Annotated in this window: 11 protein-coding genes and 1 tRNA gene; 5 read left to right on the top strand and 7 right to left on the bottom strand. The window is 32.5% G+C overall.

Annotated elements, in window-relative coordinates:
* Positions 1-89: 89 nt before the first annotated feature.
* The 3 genes from B3C18_RS10965 to B3C18_RS10955 all read right to left on the bottom strand — a co-directional run bounded on the left by B3C18_RS10965 (position 90) and on the right by B3C18_RS10955 (position 4341).
* On the bottom strand, positions 90-1934 hold the full coding sequence (locus B3C18_RS10965) for an endonuclease (protein WP_291146588.1): 1845 nt from the start codon (positions 1932-1934) through the stop codon (positions 90-92).
* Between the two features lie 182 nt (positions 1935-2116).
* Positions 2117-2701 carry an XAC2610-related protein gene (locus B3C18_RS10960; RefSeq protein ID WP_291146586.1) on the bottom strand — a complete coding sequence of 195 codons (585 nt, stop codon included), beginning with the start codon at positions 2699-2701 and terminating at the stop codon, positions 2117-2119.
* 131 nt (positions 2702-2832) lie between these two features.
* A complete protein-coding gene (locus B3C18_RS10955) occupies positions 2833-4341 on the bottom strand; it encodes a hypothetical protein (protein ID WP_291146584.1) in 1509 nt (502 codons plus the stop codon).
* 259 nt (positions 4342-4600) lie between these two features.
* Here B3C18_RS10955 and B3C18_RS10950 point away from each other — a divergent pair, with 259 nt between their 5' ends.
* The 5 genes from B3C18_RS10950 (at position 4601) to B3C18_RS10930 (ending at position 9127) form a co-directional block, all read left to right on the top strand.
* Complete coding sequence (locus B3C18_RS10950; protein WP_073485269.1) at positions 4601-5029, top strand: PaaI family thioesterase; 429 nt, start codon at positions 4601-4603, stop codon at positions 5027-5029.
* Positions 5030-5062: 33 nt separating this feature from the next.
* Positions 5063-7120 (top strand): M48 family metallopeptidase, encoded by a 2058-nt coding sequence (locus B3C18_RS10945; protein WP_291146582.1) that lies wholly within the window; start codon positions 5063-5065, stop codon positions 7118-7120.
* Positions 7113-8177, top strand: coding sequence for a chorismate-binding protein (locus B3C18_RS10940; RefSeq protein WP_291146580.1), 1065 nt, complete (start codon positions 7113-7115; stop codon positions 8175-8177). The genes B3C18_RS10945 and B3C18_RS10940 overlap by 8 nt, the downstream gene beginning before the upstream one ends.
* 93 nt (positions 8178-8270) lie before the next feature.
* Entirely contained in the window at positions 8271-8987 is a 717-nt protein-coding gene (bshB1, locus tag B3C18_RS10935; protein ID WP_291146578.1) for a bacillithiol biosynthesis deacetylase BshB1, read from the top strand.
* A gap of 66 nt (positions 8988-9053) precedes the next feature.
* Positions 9054-9127: transfer RNA gene (locus B3C18_RS10930), tRNA-His, on the top strand.
* Positions 9128-9735: 608 nt separating this feature from the next.
* Here the strand turns inward: B3C18_RS10930 and ypfJ are convergent.
* The 4 genes from ypfJ to B3C18_RS10910 all read right to left on the bottom strand — a co-directional run bounded on the left by ypfJ (position 9736) and on the right by B3C18_RS10910 (position 17058).
* Positions 9736-10581 (bottom strand): KPN_02809 family neutral zinc metallopeptidase, encoded by an 846-nt coding sequence (gene ypfJ, locus B3C18_RS10925; protein ID WP_291146576.1) that lies wholly within the window; start codon positions 10579-10581, stop codon positions 9736-9738.
* 92 nt (positions 10582-10673) lie between these two features.
* Positions 10674-14726: a PAS domain S-box protein gene (locus B3C18_RS10920; protein WP_291146574.1), complete on the bottom strand. Its 4053-nt coding sequence runs from the start codon at positions 14724-14726 to the stop codon at positions 10674-10676.
* A gap of 92 nt (positions 14727-14818) precedes the next feature.
* The gene (locus B3C18_RS10915; protein WP_291146572.1) at positions 14819-15613 is read right to left on the bottom strand and encodes a hypothetical protein; all 795 of its coding nucleotides are present in this window, start codon (positions 15611-15613) and stop codon (positions 14819-14821) included.
* 116 nt (positions 15614-15729) lie between these two features.
* Entirely contained in the window at positions 15730-17058 is a 1329-nt protein-coding gene (locus B3C18_RS10910) for an aldehyde dehydrogenase (protein WP_291146570.1), read from the bottom strand.
* Between the last annotated feature and the right edge of the window lie 58 nt (positions 17059-17116).

The following is a 17116-nucleotide window of genomic DNA, read 5'->3' as shown; positions in this document are numbered from 1 at the left end:
TTTTTGGGTAGAGTTATCAATAAATCTGTGTCAATATTTATTAAATTTTTAATCTGCTTTATCCGCCAAATCTGAGTGAACAAAAATATTTAGTTGATTACTATCTTTTTAATTATAGTTTTTGAATCTCTTGTAATTTTAGCAATATAAATGCCGCTTGAAAGGTGACTTACTGAGATTACAGAATCTGTTGCGTTTTGTTTTTCAAAAACTTTTTGCCCTGAAAACGAAAGGATTTCTATCGAATAAGGAGAATCTGAATTGTCTAAAACAATATTAAAAATTTCGTCAGAAGGATTTGGGAAAACAACAATTTCATCTGAAAGTTCAACCACTTCTTCCTCAATTGGTTTCGCTATTTTGCTTGCCAAATTGTTACAAGTATCTTGTGTATATGAATCCCATTGCGAACTTAAATTGAATGTCGAGCTTGGAGAAGTTACCGTTGATTTTCTTCTTAAAGTAACATCTACAGCAAAATTAGCAGTTCCGCCATTAAAAGTTCCAATGATATCAATTAAAACTCCATTTTTAAATAAACCTACAGCGTCATTTCCGTTAAAAGTCAATTCAGTTGCCGTTGTTGAAATGTTGGCTGAACTTGGAGAAAAACAAGTTGAAGAGATAGAACTGTTTACAATTACAAATTTGCTTCCAGTTGTTAAAGTTCCGCTTAAAGCTAAACCTGTACTCCATGAACCAGCACCATTGGTTTGTTTTTTTATAGTGTAAGCAGACAAACTAACAGAACTTCCTGTGTTGTTTGCAATTTCTAAAGCTTTGTTATTTCCAGAACCTTCAATGTATTCAGAGAAAAGCAAATCGGTTGCAGTTCCTGTTCCGCTGCTGTTGGTAGTAATCGAAATGGTATTGCTTGACGCAGAAGCGTTTCCGGCTGCATCTTTTGCTTTTACATAAATAGAATAAGCTGTAGAAGCGGTTAAACCTGTAATAGTTGCGGTTGTACCCGAAACAGTGGTTTTGTAAGCGCTGTTCGCATAAACATCATAACCAGTTACGGCAACATTATCTGTAGAAGCTGTCCACGAAAGTGAAATTGAAGTTGCTGTTTTTGAAGTCGAAGCCAAACTTGTTGGAGTAGTTGGCGCCTGAGTATCTCCAGAAGGAGTCCCGCCCCAAATTTGATTCACATATTCCGGATGATCGATATATGGGTTTCTATTATTTTGACGTGCATAAATTGCATTATTTCTTGCAATTTCTCTCGCGCTTACAGGATCTTGTGCATTCCAAGCCAAAAGCAGATTTAAGAAAGCGGTTGTAAAAACTTTATTGCTTGAACCGTCAAACATTGCATAAGAATATCCGGCAACGGTATTTTCGTAGCGAGTTGCAAAATAAAAATACATTCTGGCAATATCTCCTTTAAAAGCATTGATAGGTTCAAAAACAGTTCCTGAATATCCAGAAACAGAACTTGATCCTAATTTACCTCCATTTTGAGAAGTATAAGTTGCAGAACTTACAGTTCCGTGCGGGTAGTTGGAACGCATACCGTTTACTTTTCCATCTGTTGGAGTTATAAAATGTGCATCGGCAACCATTGGTGACTGCTCATTAAAAACCGATTGTGGAATAATATGTTCTCTGTTGTAGCAATCTCCTTCAGCAGAATAATTCCCACAACGCTGCGTACTTCCTGTGCTGTAATTGTATGGATCTGTTCCTGATGGATTTTCAGAATACATGTCTAATACTGTTCCGTCATTTTCGTAAAAATTATCAACGTCTGATGTTTGGTACGTGGTATATAAACCAGCATATCCATTATCAGTATGACCTTTAATAATGTTGTACAATTGAGTTTTTAAAGTATAACCCGTTCCGGTTGCGGTGTTGTAATAACCAGAAGGAATTTGGGCAAAGCCAATTGTAACAGACAGCAATAACAGTAAAAAGTAATTTTTTCTCATAAAAATAGGGGTTTTAAGTTTGGTTGTAATACTTTTTAAAGTTCTGAATTTTAGAATTTTAAATAAGTATTGTAGCAAATCTATTACTTTTATGAATACGAAACGTTAAGCGATGTTTAATTTTGAGGTATATTTTCTTACGTGCTGTTTTTATTGCCATGAAGGAGCTAAGGCATGAAGTTTTATTTTTTTGAAGTAATTTTTTTAATTGCTTTTTTATAGTCTTTATCAAAGTTTTTGCCATGGTCGTCTTTTACTTTAATTCCGTAATCAAAGACTTTATTTTTTTTAATTCCGTAAAAAAATATCCAATCGTTACCAGAAACAATGTAGCTTTCAATAATGTTATATTTAGCATTGTATCTTGGGTTTCTAATTTCGTCAAAACCAATTACTCGCTTGAAATTATTTGTTTTTGAATTGTAGAGATATAGATTGTAAGTCCAATTACTTCGGACATCAGAAATGTTTTGAACCAAAACATCTTTTATTCCATCATTGTTAAAATCTTTGAATTCAATTTTTTGAACAAGGCTAAAAATAGAGTCTTTTACTAGAATTGAAGATTTATTATTTACTTTTTGACTAATCGTTAATATTGAATTTTTTTCACCATCGTAACCATCTGTTTCAGGGCCAAAATTCTTTAGTTTTATTGTAATTCCTTTGTTTTTATAAATAGAATCACACTTAATTGTTTGTGTATTCTGTGCAAACGTACAAATACAGCTTAAAAGAAAAATAATGGCTAAAGGACTTCTTTTCATTGAATGGCATTACATTTTTAAACTTTGAGATTTCGCAGTTTTGCGAACAAAATTCACACAGAACTTAAATTTCTTATATCACTTATATGGTAAAAAAACCTTCGCGTCTTAGTGCCTTCGTGGCAAAACGTCTATTTAGGAAAATCTTTACTTTGATAAGCACCCAAATCTGGAGGAGAAGTTCTTGTAGTTCCTAAAATGTCTAACGGAATTATATACGCCGGATTCCCTTTCGCGAAAGCGGCAGAAGTTTTATCAATATTCAGCTGATTTTTAGAAACATTATAAAACTTCGGATTTTCGTTTACAATAATATTGGTGTAATGTTCGGTATCTGTTTTAAATTGATAATCAGGATTTGTTGTGCTTCCAAATTTCAATAGACAGTTATTTAACTGATAAACAAAAGCAGCGCTTGTATTTTTCTGTAAATTGAACTCATTTGTACTGGAACCATAAATGATACAATTATTGAAAGTGGCTTGTGTCAACGGATTTGTTTCCGGCGTTGCTCCGGCTAAACTATTACTTAAGGTAACGGCAAAATGCGAACTGCTTTGCCAGTTGTTGTTAAAAGTACAATGTGTAAAGCTGTAATTTCCGCCGTAAACACAAGATAAACCTGCAATTCCGGCATAATTGATTACGATATTTTCACCGTTAATGTGAGCATTTTGGGCTAAAATTCCGTATTCGACACAATTGTAAATCTGTGTGTTTTTGATTTCAATTGTATTTAACGGATTTTTAAAATCTAAACCAACAACTGCATTTTTTAAAGTCAAATGATTGATCGAATGATTTGTGCTTCCGTTTGCAAAAAGAACAGATTTCCATTGTCCCGGAATATCAGAATAAAGAGATTCTAAACGATCGCCTTCAAAAATAACTTCGTTTTCAAGTTTCTCGGTTGTTGATGCAGTTCCATTAATTTGAAGAGTAGCTTTATCGCTAACATATAAACCAGAATTAGCGTGAAAATGAACTCTGGCTCCGGCTTGAAAAGTTACTGTTTTATTTTCAGGAACTCCTGCATAACCATAAATAACGTAAGGTTTTTGTTTAGTGAAAATCAATTCATTTCCGTTTTCAGGATCATTTTCATCCAAATAAAATCCGTCGACATCTTTGCCTTCAATTTGGATTTTTTCTTTCGTTCCGTCGGCATTTTGTTTTGGAAATAAAAATACCGCATCCTGAATTAAAGTTACCAAAGCTACTTCCTGAAGATTTGCACCGCTGTCAAACTGAATTTCATCGGTATATAAAAAATCAGTAGGATTAGCATCTGTAATATCTGCAGTTGTTTCTATAAAAATATACAAACTGTCTTTTGCTAAAAGCGTAACATCTTTAAAAATCTTTCCGTTGTTGCCACTCATTCCGTCAACCGTCATTCGGTATTTTGAATTTAAACCTTTTTTAAGCTGTACAACTGGAATCGAAATATCATTTTTACTTCGATTATAAACCTTAAGCTGATACGTGCTTGAACCAATGTTTTTAAAAACAGTATCTAAATAAACGGTGTCTTTTGAAAACTTTAAATCTCCGGTACTGGCAACGGTATCAAAATCAGTTCGGCAAGAACTAAAAGCTAGAATTATTCCGAAAATAAAGAGTACAAAGTATTGACGCATTTGAATATGTTTATTTTTTTTGCCACAGATTAAAAGGATTAAAATGATTTTCTGCGCAATGCATAAAAAAAAATAATCTGTGAAAATCTGTGAAATCTGTGGCATAAGAAAAAAACTTCTCAGCAACAGATCAGTATTAATGTTTTTGTAAAAATAGCAAAAAACTTACATGTTTGAAGTTGAATTTTAATTTTAGAATGGGATTTTCGAATTTGTATCTCATCTTTTCTTTAATTTTACGATTTTAAAGTCTATTTTAATGAATTATACAAAAGAACAAATTATAGCGTACTGCAATGAGTTTTCTAAAAACACTTTGATGGAAACGCTAAAAATAGAATATATCGACGCTGGAGAAGATTTTTTAACTGCAAAAATGCCTGTAAATCCAAGTGTTCACCAACCAATGGGACTACTTCATGGCGGAGCTTCTGTAGCTTTGGCAGAAAGTGTTGGAAGTGCTGCTTCGCACTTTTTTATTAATCCAAAAGAACAAGAAGTCCGCGGAATCGAAATCTCTGCAAATCATTTAAAAAGCATTCGCGAAGGCGTAGTTTTTGGTACAGCCAGAATTATTCATAAAGGAAGAAGCCTTCATCTTTGGGAAATTAAAATTACGGATGAAGCAGGGAATTTAATTTCGCTTTGTAAGCTTACAAATATTGTTTTAGACAAAAAGAAAATTTAAAAAATATCTTAATAATCTAACCTTTAAAGTTTAATGACCCAAAATTACCAGGCCCAGGTTTCTTCTACTTTCAAAAAGATGACCACAAAAGCGATTCTTTCTGTTTTGTTCTTTTTACTAGTTTATATCTTTTTAATTCTTTGCGGAATTGGTATTACAGTTTTGGCTGCTGTTGGCGGAATAGCAATTATAGCTGCTAAACCCATGTTTGTAACCATTATGATTGGAGCAGGATTATTGTGTATGGGAATACTGGTATTGATTTTTCTTTTTAAATTCATATTTGTAAAACATAAGGTCGACCGTTCTCATTTAATTGAAATAACCCGCGAAGAAGAACCAAGGTTATTTGCTTTTATTGATGAAATTGTCAATAAAGTCCAAACCGATTTTCCTAAAAAAGTTTATTTGTCTTCTGATGTAAATGCTTGTGTATTTTATGATTCTACTTTTTGGAGTATGTTTCTGCCAATTAAAAAGAATCTGCAAATAGGTGTTGGACTTGTAAATTCTGTTTCAGAGATAGAGCTTAAAGCAATTTTAGCGCACGAATTTGGGCATTTCTCTCAAAAAAGTATGAAAGTAGGCAGTTATGTTTATAATGTGAATCAAATTATCTATAACATGCTTTATGATAATGATTCCTATAATTCTATTGCTCAAAGCTGGGGCAGCGTTAATGGTTATTTTGCTTTTTTTACAGCACTTGCCGTTAAAATTGTTACCGGAATTCAATGGGTTTTGAGACAGGTTTATAATGTGGTTAATATTAGCTATCATGCATTATCAAGACAAATGGAATTTCATGCTGATGCTGTTGCGGCCAGTGTAACGGGATCTAAGCCATTGATTACTTCTTTATTAAGATTAGATTTGGCAGACCATTCTTTTAATACCGTATTAGATTATTATGGAAAGAAAATTCCAGATTCTATCGCTACAGAAAATGTATATTCACAGCAGTCGTTTGTAATGAATTTTATTGCAGCAAATAGTAATTTAGAAGTTGAAAATGATTTACCGCAATTAACTCCTGATTTTTTAAACAGATTTAATAAATCTAAACTGGTTATCGAAAATAAATGGGGAACGCATCCAAGTACTGAAGACAGAATTAAGGAATTAGAAAAATTGAATCTGGATGTTGTAAATGAGAGTAAGGCATTAGCGATTGGGTTGTTTCAAAACGGAATTGAATTACAAAGTAAGTTTACAAATAAGCTGTTTTCTTCGGTTACGTATTCGAGTGTGGTTGTTTTTCATCAAAATGAAGAATTTTTTAATGAATTCAAGAATGATTTTTTTGCTAATTCATTTAATGAAATTTATAATAAGTATTATGACAGCAAAAATCCGGAAGTTTTTGATTTAGATACAGCAGAAGAATCTTCAAAAAAAGAACTTAAAGATTTATTCAGCAATTCGGAAGTAGATTTAGTTTACAGTACAATTTCGCTTCAAAATGATATTCATACATTAAAGCAAATCGCAGAGGGCAATTTTAAAATAAAATCGTTTTCGTATGACGGACATAAAATTGCTGCTAAAAATGCACAGGAGTTAGTAAATGAACTGGAAGTTGATTTAAAGAAAGCTAAAGATGAAATTATTCAAAATGATAAACAAATCTATCTTCACTTTTTAGCGTTAGCAAACAATCAAAATAAACGGGAAGAATTCAAAAAACTTTACAAAGACCTTTTTGAACTAGATAAAAGCTATGATGAAAAGATCGATTTTTATATTAAAATGATGAATGCTTCTGAATTTATTTATAGAACATGTACGGTTGATGTAATTAAGCAGAATATGACTTTGTTGAAAAATGAAGAAGACAAATTTAAAAATCAAATTGAAAAGATCTTAGAAGATAATACGTATAGAAAAACCATAACAATTGAAATGAGAGTTGCTTTTAATAAGTATTTGTCTGAAGATTGGGTATATTTTAATGGAAATCAATACATGGAAGAACTATTGCAGATATTATCTGAATCGATTCATAATTATCAGATTGTTATATCAAAAACATTCTTTCAAACAAAAAAAGAACTTTTAGATTATCAAGTTCAACTATTAAATCATGAATAATTTTTTCTCAAAAACAAAACAACATTACAATCAAAATTTACCTTTTGTAATTTATTCTAAACCTAATACTTCAAGTGTTTTTGGGCTTTTGCAACAAAATGACAGTTTATATAAAATTACAGATTACAGCGAAAAAGGATTTGTTTTTGCTTCTTTTGATGAAAAACAACTCGTTTTAATTCCCGAAAATGAATCGGAAATTATTAGTGCTGACAAGGAAATTACTGTATTTGAAACTGTAGAAATAGATGATCAAAAATTTGATGCGGAAGCAAAAATTCAATATGAAGATTTAGTTTCAAAAGGAATTGAAGCAATTAAAAATGAAGAATTTAAAAAAGTAGTTTTATCAAGGAGCGAAAAAGTAAATTTATCTGAATTTGATTTTGTTCAGACTTTCCAACATTTGGTTCAATTGTATCCTGCGACTTTTTGTTATTGTTTTTTTCATCCTAAAATTGGACTTTGGATGGGAGCAACGCCCGAACAATTGCTAAAAGCCAACGGAAATATTTTTGAAACAACAGCTTTGGCGGGAACGCAAAAAGCAAATTTAGAAACCGAAATTCGCTGGGAACAAAAAGAAAAAGACGAACAGCAATATGTTACTGATTTTATTGTAAAACGTTTGCTAGAAGTTGCTAGTTCAGTTATAGTCACAGAGCCGTATAGTTTAAAAGCCGGATCAATCTGGCATATTAAAACAGACATTTCGGGAGTTTTAAACGAGAATTCAACGCTAGAAGAAGTTATTGATACGCTTCATCCAACGCCGGCAGTCTGCGGTCTGCCAAAGAAAAAAGCAAAAGCGTTTATTATAGAAAATGAAAACTACGACAGAACTTTTTATACTGGTTTTCTGGGTGAATTAAACAGCAGTTTTGCGGGCATTAAAACAAGTTCTGATTTATTCGTAAATTTGCGCAGCATGCAGATTCAGGATAAAACAGCGATTTTATATATGGGATGCGGCATTACAAAAGAAAGTATTCCCGAAAAAGAATGGGAGGAAAGCGTCAATAAATCAATGACGATGAAAAGAGTTTTGAAAAAATAGCTTAAAAAAGTTTCAGGTTTCATGTTTCAAGTTTCACGTTCTGTGTGCAACCTGAAACGTGAAACCTGAAACAAAACAAACAAAAAAACAAAAATGAAATTAGACATATTAGCCTTTGGCGCACATCCGGATGATGTAGAATTAGGTTGTGCCGGAACAATTTTAAAAGAAGTTTCCTTAGGGAAAAAAGTGGGTATTGTAGATTTAACGCGCGGCGAATTAGGAACACGCGGAACTGCTGAAACCAGAGATGAAGAGGCAAAAGCCGCAGCAAAGATTTTAGGCGTTTTGGTTCGTGAGAATTTAGGCTTACGCGATGGATTTTTTATGAATGATGAAAAACATCAATTAGAAGTTATTAAAATGATCCGAAAATACAAACCTGAAATAGTATTGTGCAACGCAGTTGACGATCGCCATATTGATCACGGAAAAGGAAGCAAACTAGTTTCTGATGCCTGCTTTTTATCTGGATTGTTAAAAATTGAAACTTCGATAGATGGAGAGAAACAAGATGCCTGGAGACCAAAAGTAGTGTACCATTATATTCAATGGAAAAATATTACTCCTGATTTTGTTGTAGATATTACTGGCTTTGAAGCCAAAAAGGTTGAGGCGATTTCTGCTTATAAAACACAATTTTACGATCCGAATTCAAAAGAACCTGCTACGCCAATTACAAGTAAAAACTTCTTTGAGAGCTTGAATTATCGTGCGCAAGACTTAGGAAGACTAGTTGGAAAAGATTTTGCAGAAGGTTTTACTGTTGAAAGATGTTTGGCAGTCAATAGCTTAGAAAATTTGATGTAAATTTTTCATTTTTTTCTTTGTAGAAGTAAACCTTTGTTATATATTTGCACTCGCTAAGCAAAAATGGTGGTTGTAGCTCAGTTGGTTAGAGTAGCGGTTTGTGGTGCCGCGGGTCGCCGGTTCGAACCCGGTCAGCCACCCAGAAATTTAAAGCCTTGAAGAAATTCAAGGCTTTTTTTGTGCTTATTTGTTTTTGAACCATATAAGTTATGTAAGGTCATTTTAGATTTACGTTTGAATGCTGTAACTAAAAAGTTTAAAAAGAGAATGACTTAATAATTCTTGTGTCTCAGATTTTATGATATTTCAAATATAGCCCGCGGTTTCAACCGCGAGGACGTTTAGGAAATGCGTATTATATATAATATGTGTTGTGAGATATTGCGTTTGTGATATACATTACGCTCCAGCGGTTAAAACCGCTGGCTATGTTTGATGCAGCTTATCTAAATTTCATCTAAAATGTTATTGTATTTCAAATATAGCCCGCGGTTTCAACCGCGAGGACGTTCAGGGTACGTATTGTGATATTCGTTGCTGTATTGAGGTGTGATATACGTTGCGTTCCAGCGGTTAAAACCGCTGTCTATGTTTCCTTATATGATCTACAATAATTATAAACATTAAAATAACCACAAAGCAATCTAAAATGACCTTACATAACTTATATGGTTTAAAATAACACAAAAAAAAAGCATGACGGTTAAATCATGCTTTTAGCGGTTATTATATTTGGCTTATTGTGTTTTTAAATTTCCTCAAAGGTAGTTCCTTGTTTAATATCTCCGGTTTTAAAACCTTTTTTAAACCAGTACATTCTTTGTTCTGATGTTCCGTGAGTAAAGGAATCCGGAACAATTTGTCCTTGCATTTTGCTTTGAATTGCATCGTCTCCAACTGCGTTTGCAGCACTTAATGCTTCTTCTATATCACCTTCATCTAAATTTTGCTGATTGTAATGTGCCCAGACTCCCGCATAAAAATCGGCTTGTAATTCCAGAGCTACAGAAAGTTTATTGGCTTCAGCCTGACTTTTACCTTCCTGATCCTGATGCATTTTTGCAGAAGTTCCTAATAAGGTCTGAATATGATGTCCAATTTCATGGGCAATAACATAAGCAATGGCAAAATCTCCGCCTTTAGCACCAAATTTTGTTTTAAGTTCCTCAAAGAAACCTAAATCCATGTAAACCTTTTGATCTGCCGGACAATAAAACGGTCCTGAAGCTGATGAAGCGCCTCCACAAGAAGTTTGAACAGAACCTCTAAAAAGCACCAATTTTGGATTTTTATAAGTCATTCCGTGTTCGGCAAATATTTTCCCCCAAATATCTTCGTTATCAGCTAAAATAACTCTCACGAAATCACCCATTTCTTCATCTGCTTTGCTTAATGGTGCAGCGGCTTCGGTTTGCGTTTGTCCGCCTTGCATTTGTTCTAAAACAGGTGTAATAAGTTTTGCGTTTTCACCGCCAAAAACATTCAACAGCAAAATAATGATACCAATAACTCCGCCTCCAACAGCGATTTTTCCGCCAGAGATTGATCTTCGGTCTTCTACATTATCACTTTGTCTTCTGCCTTGCCATTTCATAGTAAATTGTATTTAAGCTTTTTATGTTTTTTCTTGTACGAATTTATATAATTTTTGGGAATAACTTATGATTTGTGCCGATTTAGTTTTAATTATTTTAGCCATTTTACTAAAGTTTCTTCCACAGTGCCTTTCATAATTGGTTTTGAAATATAATCATCCATTCCGGCAGAAATACATTTGTTACGTTCTTCTTTTTCGGCGCCCGCAGTTACGGCAATGATCGGAATATCTTTGCCTGCAGTTGTATTTCGAATGGCTTTTGTTGTTTCATAACCGTTCATAATTGGCATTTGAATATCCATGAAAACAAGTGTTGGGTTAATGCTTTCAAATTGTTTTACGGCTTCATAACCATTTTCACATTCAAAAATAAAAGCATTCTGATACAGGTTTTTTACAATTGTTTTTAAAAGCAGCATGTTAACTTTATTGTCCTCAACAATTAAAAAACGTATGTTTTTGCTGTTTGCTTCATTATAATTTTCATCAGGAAGAGCCTGTAAGTTTTTTAATTCTGTGTTATATTTTTCGTTGATGCTTTGATTGCTGGTTTTTAAATTTAAATCGAAAAAGAAGTTGCTTCCTTCACCAATTTTACTTTCCAGTTGTAATCGGCTTTCCATTAAAGCTAAAAGCTGATTGGATATGGTTAAACCTAAACCTGTTCCGCCAAATTTTCTCGTTGTAGAACTATCTGCCTGCGAAAAAGCCTTAAAAATTTTCTTCTGATTTTTCTCCATAATCCCAATTCCCGTATCAATTACAGAAAAACGTATGGTCGAAAAGTTGTTTTTTGTTTTTGATAAAACAGAAACATTCAGTTTTATAGAGCCTTCATTGGTGAATTTTACCGCATTCGAAAGCAGATTAATCAGGATTTGTTTTATTCGAACAATATCTGTCCAAATATATTTAGGAACATCCTGATCGACATTGAGTTCTAATTGCAGATTTTTTTGATTGGATTCAAAAACAATTAAATCGAAAACCTGACCGAGTACTTTTTTAATATCATATAAATCAATAAAAAGCTCCAGTTTTCCGGCTTCAATTTTAGAAAAATCAAGAATATCATTTATGATTTCCAACAGCGAGTGTGCCGATTGATTAATGGTGGTCATGTATTTTTCCTGAATTTCTTCTAATTCAGTTTTCATCAATAAATGCGTAAAACCTATAATTCCGTTTAAAGGCGTTCTAATTTCATGCGACATATTGGCCAGAAAATCAGATTTTGATTTATTGGCTGCTTCTGCCAATTGTTTGGCTTTAATGGCGTCTTCGGTTTCTTTTTTATTGGTAATATCAAAGTAAATTCCACCCACAAATTCAATTTCGTCGCCTTTTTTAATAACATCACCAAATTCTTCAACCCAAATATATTCGCCTGTTTTTCTTTTGATTCGGTAAATATTATGCAAAGGAATTCCATTTTGAAGATTATCAATTTGATTATTAATAACTTCATCGCGGTCTTCATGATGAATAAGAGATAAAAACGAAAGATTATTTTCGATAAACTCCGCCTTAGAATATCCGGTTAAGTTTTGAATTTCGTCGTTTAGGAAAATCTTAGTCGAAAACGCATCAAACTTTGATAAATAAACGGTTCCGGGAATATTGTTGGCAATTAATTTGAATTTTTCCTCACTTTCAATAATCTTACTTTCGTTTCGGTTTCTTTCTAATGCAGATGAAATATTATTGGCCAAAACCTGAAAAATATAAATTTCCTCTTCAGACCATTTTCGCTCTTTGCTGCAATCATCAAAACCAATAAATCCGGTAAAAATATCGTTGATATACAACGGCAGAATTAAAATTGATTTTATCTCATTATTGATGAGTAATTGTTTGAAAAATTTATCTTCAAGCTTTCGCGTATAGGTATTTACAATTCGTTTGTTTTTTGCAGCATCAAAAATTTCTTGTAAATTTTCTTCTGTCATGTGGCGCAAAGGCGTGATTTGATGCGGAATTCCTTTTCGTGACCATTTGTATTTTTGGATAACAGTATTGGTGGTAAAATCTCTTTCATAATAAAACATATGATCTGCTTTTGAAGCTTTTCCAATCAAATCATACGTTTCCTGAAACATTTGTTCTGTCGATTTACTCAGCAAAAATTTCTCAGTACAAAGCGAAAGTGCCGATAATAACTGACTTTTAAATTCTAATCGGCGTTCTGTTTCCAAACGCATCTGCATGGAAATAGCCAGCGAAACAACATCAGAAATAGTTCTGGCATAATTGATATCTTCATTGTCCCAATCTCTTTGTTCGTCTGTACTTTCAAAACAAACAACACCAGCCAGTTGTCCGCTTAAAAAAATCGGAACATCCAGCATTGATTTAATTTTGTTTTTAGTGAAATAAAGCTTTTCAAATTCAGATGTTTCTAATTTATTAAAAACGTCAGGAGCATTTATAATCGCTTTGTTTTTTAAGGTTTCAAAATAGATTGGATACGATTCTTTGTTCAGAATATTTTTATCGTTTAAATTTTGATTATCAACGCTGTATAGGTTTTTGCAGGTTATCAAATCTCTGGAATATTTCCAAAAACTTACGCGATTTGCCTGGCTTACAGTCGAAGCTTCCTTTATAATATAATCGATAACCGTATTTAAGTTATTGTAAGTGCTAAAGTCGGTCGTTGATAATTTTTTGGTCGAATTATTGTAAGCTTCGATTTTTTCGAGACGTCTTTTTTTCTCGTTTTCGGCATTTTTAATTTCGGTAATATCTCTCGCAATTCCTGCAAAACCAATAGTTTGGTCTAAATCATTTTTGCGAATAATGATCTTTTGCGAAATCCATAATTCCTGTCCGTTTTTCTTTAAAATAGGAAGTTCAATTATGGGGAATTTATTTCCGTTACTTTCAAAATTTTCATAAAAATCAACCGCACTCATAGAATATTTTTCATGAATGAAGTTTGAATAATGTTTTTGAAGTATTTCATCTTCAGAATAACCTAAAAGCGAATACGCAAATTCATTTATAAAGGTAAAATAGCCGTCGGCATCAACTTCAAAAATAATATCTGTCGCCGTTTGAATTAAGTTTTTGTATTGATCCTGAACAATAATCTGCTCGGTAACATCCTGACCAATACTAATAATTAAATCCTCAGAGAATTTTTTATCTTTCCATTGTATGTATTTATATTCTCCGCTTTTTGTCTTTAATTTTCGGGTATAGATTTTATTTTCTTCGTGATGAATTATAGAAATGCTTTTATTGTATTCGTCTCCTTTTGTAAGTTTCCAGAAATTAAGTCCCATGACTTCTTCGGGCTGATAACCTAAAATTGAAGTTACGGTTTCGCTGCAAAACAAGATTTCACCTTTTTGATCTGTTGCAATTGTGAGTGAATTTCCTTTGTGTACAATTTCGTTTGCAAACCTGAAATTGTCCCGATTATTTTGTAAAACCGCATATTTTACCTGATTAATAATGAAAATCAGGATGCAGAAATTAATTAATAAAATAGAAGATTTTAAAGGAATTAATTGAAATGTAACGGTTGAAAAGAGAAATATAGAAACGAGAGCTACAAAAAACCAGTAAACTCTAATTGGCTTTAAAATGTTGTAGGAGAAGAAAAACGAGATTAAAAAAACGATTATCGGTACAACATCTTCTGCTAAAAAAACAATGTTGTAACAAACGTAACTAATGTAAATAAAGAAGCAAAAAATAAAAATATACTGAATTTTATCTCTCAGCCATTTTACTTTGTCGGTTATTACATAAGCAATAAGAACAGAAAAACCAATTGAAACGTTTACGACCAGTAAACTTTTTGGCCTGATTTTAAAAATTTCATTTATGATTTCGATTACAATAACGGCAATTCCAAAAAATAAGATATAAAGCTGATATTCCCTTCCTGCGGTTTCTGCTTCTTTCTTTTTTTCAATGAAATTTCCAATTTTTGCTTTGATGCGAAAAAATTGATAAACCAAAAGTCCCAAAAAGCCCAGCAAAGAAAAGCCGAGAACTATAAATTTGGGATTATTATAAAAAATAATGTCTGAATTGAAAACATACCAGTTTGTCATAATTGATTTCAGAGTATTACCAGAACAGGTAATACCTGAAACCAATAGATTGAAAAAACTATAGTTTTCTACCATAGATTTTGGGATATGTTTGGTTTAGTAAATAGCAATTTAAATTCTAATAATAGAGTTGGTTAAGCCCTTTGAAATTTACTAGAACTGTGTTTTTATTCAAAATCCGATTTTCCAATTGAATCAATAGAATCTGCTTGCTCTTCTTCGGTAAAAATTGAATAATAAGTAGCATAAGTTACTGATGTATTGAATATAACAGTAAAAATTACTCCGATGCAGCAGGCAACAAGACCCACTAATGAGCCAAGAAACCCTATGACAAACAGAGCGAAAATTATTAATGGATTTTTACTTACAATAACAATACTTGATTTAATGGCATCTATTGCTTTTAGATTTCCAAAAATCACTAAAGGAATTGCAAAATAAGTAAAAAACGAAATCATTATTGATATTCCGCCGCCTAAAAACATGATTCCGGTACTGTCTAAAGCATACGAAATTCCAGTACTTACAATGGCTAACAGAAATGCTAAAGAAAATAATTGAAAAAAGTACGGTGCTTTATAATAGGTAAAAATTGTTGAAACATTAAATTCTTCATCTTTATCTGCACAGTCTGCCATTTTAAGAAATCCGGCTCCAAGCGGTGCAAATATGGCGCTTACTACTGCAACAGCAACTGTTGAAAATAATTGTTCGATGTAGGTTAGTTTTTGATTTTCGAAGTTTTTAATAAAATCTTCTGATAGTGCTTGTATACCATAAACTACTGTGGCTAATCCCATGATTACTATAAAAGCAAGAATTGAAAACACAAGGATTATCAATCCTGAATACAAAGCTATCTTTTTGTAATTTTCAAAAGCGTATGTGAAAACAGTAGAAAAGTCTATTGAATAGCCATCTTTTTTGATGTCCTCAATTTGTTCAAGTGTAGATTTCATTTTAAAAGTAGAGTTGTTTTATATTCTTCGTTGTCATAAATTAGTTGACGTAAATATAATATTTTAAATCAATTCCGAATAAAAATCTACAAATATTACGAAATTGTTTCCCTAATTTAAAGCCAGTCTAAAATTCGTTTTATAGAAGCCAGTTTGTCTTTATAAGGAGCATAGCGCATTGGCAGATCCAGCCAGTTTGCCTTTTTAACTATTGCTTTATGATGTGAAAAAATATCAAAGCTCAATTTTCCGTGATAAGCGCCAATTCCGCTGTGTCCAACACCGCCAAAAGGAAGCCTTTTATTAGAAAAATGAACGACTGTATCGTTTATGCAACCGCCTCCAAAAGAGTAATTTGCAATTAATTTTTTAGCAAATGATTTATTTTCACTGAAAATATAAAAAGCGAGAGGTTTTTCGTACTTACTGATCACATTATGAATCTCAGCTTCGGTTTCATAAATTAAAATGGGTAAAATAGGACCAAAGATTTCTTCCTTCATTACAGCACTGTCCAGACTTGGTTCTTCAATTAAAGTGGGAGAAATATACAGTTTGTCAGCGTTTGTTTCTCCACCGAAAATTACCTTTTCTTTTTCAATCATTTGATCTAAACGCACCCAGTTTTTAGTATTTACGATTCTAGCAAAATCTGGCGATTTGTCTATTTTTTTACCGTATGCTTTTACAATTTCTTCCATTAAAAAGGTAATGAAATTGACTTTCATATTTTTTTGAATCAAAACATAATCCGGAGCAATGCAGGTTTGTCCCGCATTTATAAATTTTCCCCACACAATTCGTTTTGCTGCCAGTTTTAAATTGGCAGTTTCATCAATAACGCAGGGATTTTTTCCACCCAGTTCAAGAGTTACAGGAGTTAAGTTTTCGGCTGCGGCTTTTGCTACGATTTTTCCAACGGGAGCACTTCCGGTAAAGAAAATATAATCCCAGCGCTGCGCCAGTAATTTATTTGAAACCTCGACACCGCCTTCAAAAACTTCTACATGACTGATATGAAATGTTTTCTCAATAATTTTAGCAATAATTGAAGAAGTATGCGGAGTAAGTTCTGATGGTTTTAAAACAACTCTGTTTCCGGCGGCGACTGCAGAAATCAAAGGACATAAAGCCAATTGAAACGGATAATTCCACGGAGCAATTACGAGAACATTTCCGTAAGGTTCTTTATAAATATAATCTGAAGAAGGAAAATTAAGAATAGAAGGGAAGACACGTTTGGGTTTTGCCCAGGAATTAAGGTTTTTAATTGTATCTTTTAATTCCGAAATAACATAATTTGTCTCCGTTACAACAGCTTCGAATTCTGGTTTTTTAAAATCATCGTACAAAGCTTTTACAATTAAATCTTCGCTTTTTTGAATGTTATATAATAACTTTTTCAGCGTTTCTTTTCTGTAACCAATGTCGTTTTTGAATTCCATTTTATGATCAGCTTGTTTTTTAGGATATGCAAGTTAATCGATAAAATTTAAAAAATTA

This window comes from Flavobacterium sp. UBA7680, assembly GCF_002482975.1.
Taxonomy (GTDB): Bacteria; Bacteroidota; Bacteroidia; order Flavobacteriales; family Flavobacteriaceae; genus Flavobacterium.
This window is presented reverse-complemented; position numbering and strand designations above follow the sequence as displayed.

Coding starts and splice junctions, on each gene's coding strand:
- B3C18_RS10965 (WP_291146588.1), bottom strand. CDS start 1,934: ATGAGAAAAAATTACTTTTTACTGTTATTGCTGTCTGTTACAATTGGC.
- B3C18_RS10940 (WP_291146580.1), top strand. CDS start 7,113: ATGAATAATTTTTTCTCAAAAACAAAACAACATTACAATCAAAATTTA.
- B3C18_RS10955 (WP_291146584.1), bottom strand. CDS start 4,341: ATGCGTCAATACTTTGTACTCTTTATTTTCGGAATAATTCTAGCTTTT.
- B3C18_RS10945 (WP_291146582.1), top strand. CDS start 5,063: ATGACCCAAAATTACCAGGCCCAGGTTTCTTCTACTTTCAAAAAGATG.
- ypfJ (WP_291146576.1), bottom strand. CDS start 10,581: ATGAAATGGCAAGGCAGAAGACAAAGTGATAATGTAGAAGACCGAAGA.
- B3C18_RS10950 (WP_073485269.1), top strand. CDS start 4,601: ATGAATTATACAAAAGAACAAATTATAGCGTACTGCAATGAGTTTTCT.
- B3C18_RS10960 (WP_291146586.1), bottom strand. CDS start 2,701: ATGAAAAGAAGTCCTTTAGCCATTATTTTTCTTTTAAGCTGTATTTGT.
- B3C18_RS10915 (WP_291146572.1), bottom strand. CDS start 15,613: ATGAAATCTACACTTGAACAAATTGAGGACATCAAAAAAGATGGCTAT.
- B3C18_RS10910 (WP_291146570.1), bottom strand. CDS start 17,058: ATGGAATTCAAAAACGACATTGGTTACAGAAAAGAAACGCTGAAAAAG.
- bshB1 (WP_291146578.1), top strand. CDS start 8,271: ATGAAATTAGACATATTAGCCTTTGGCGCACATCCGGATGATGTAGAA.
- B3C18_RS10920 (WP_291146574.1), bottom strand. CDS start 14,726: ATGGTAGAAAACTATAGTTTTTTCAATCTATTGGTTTCAGGTATTACC.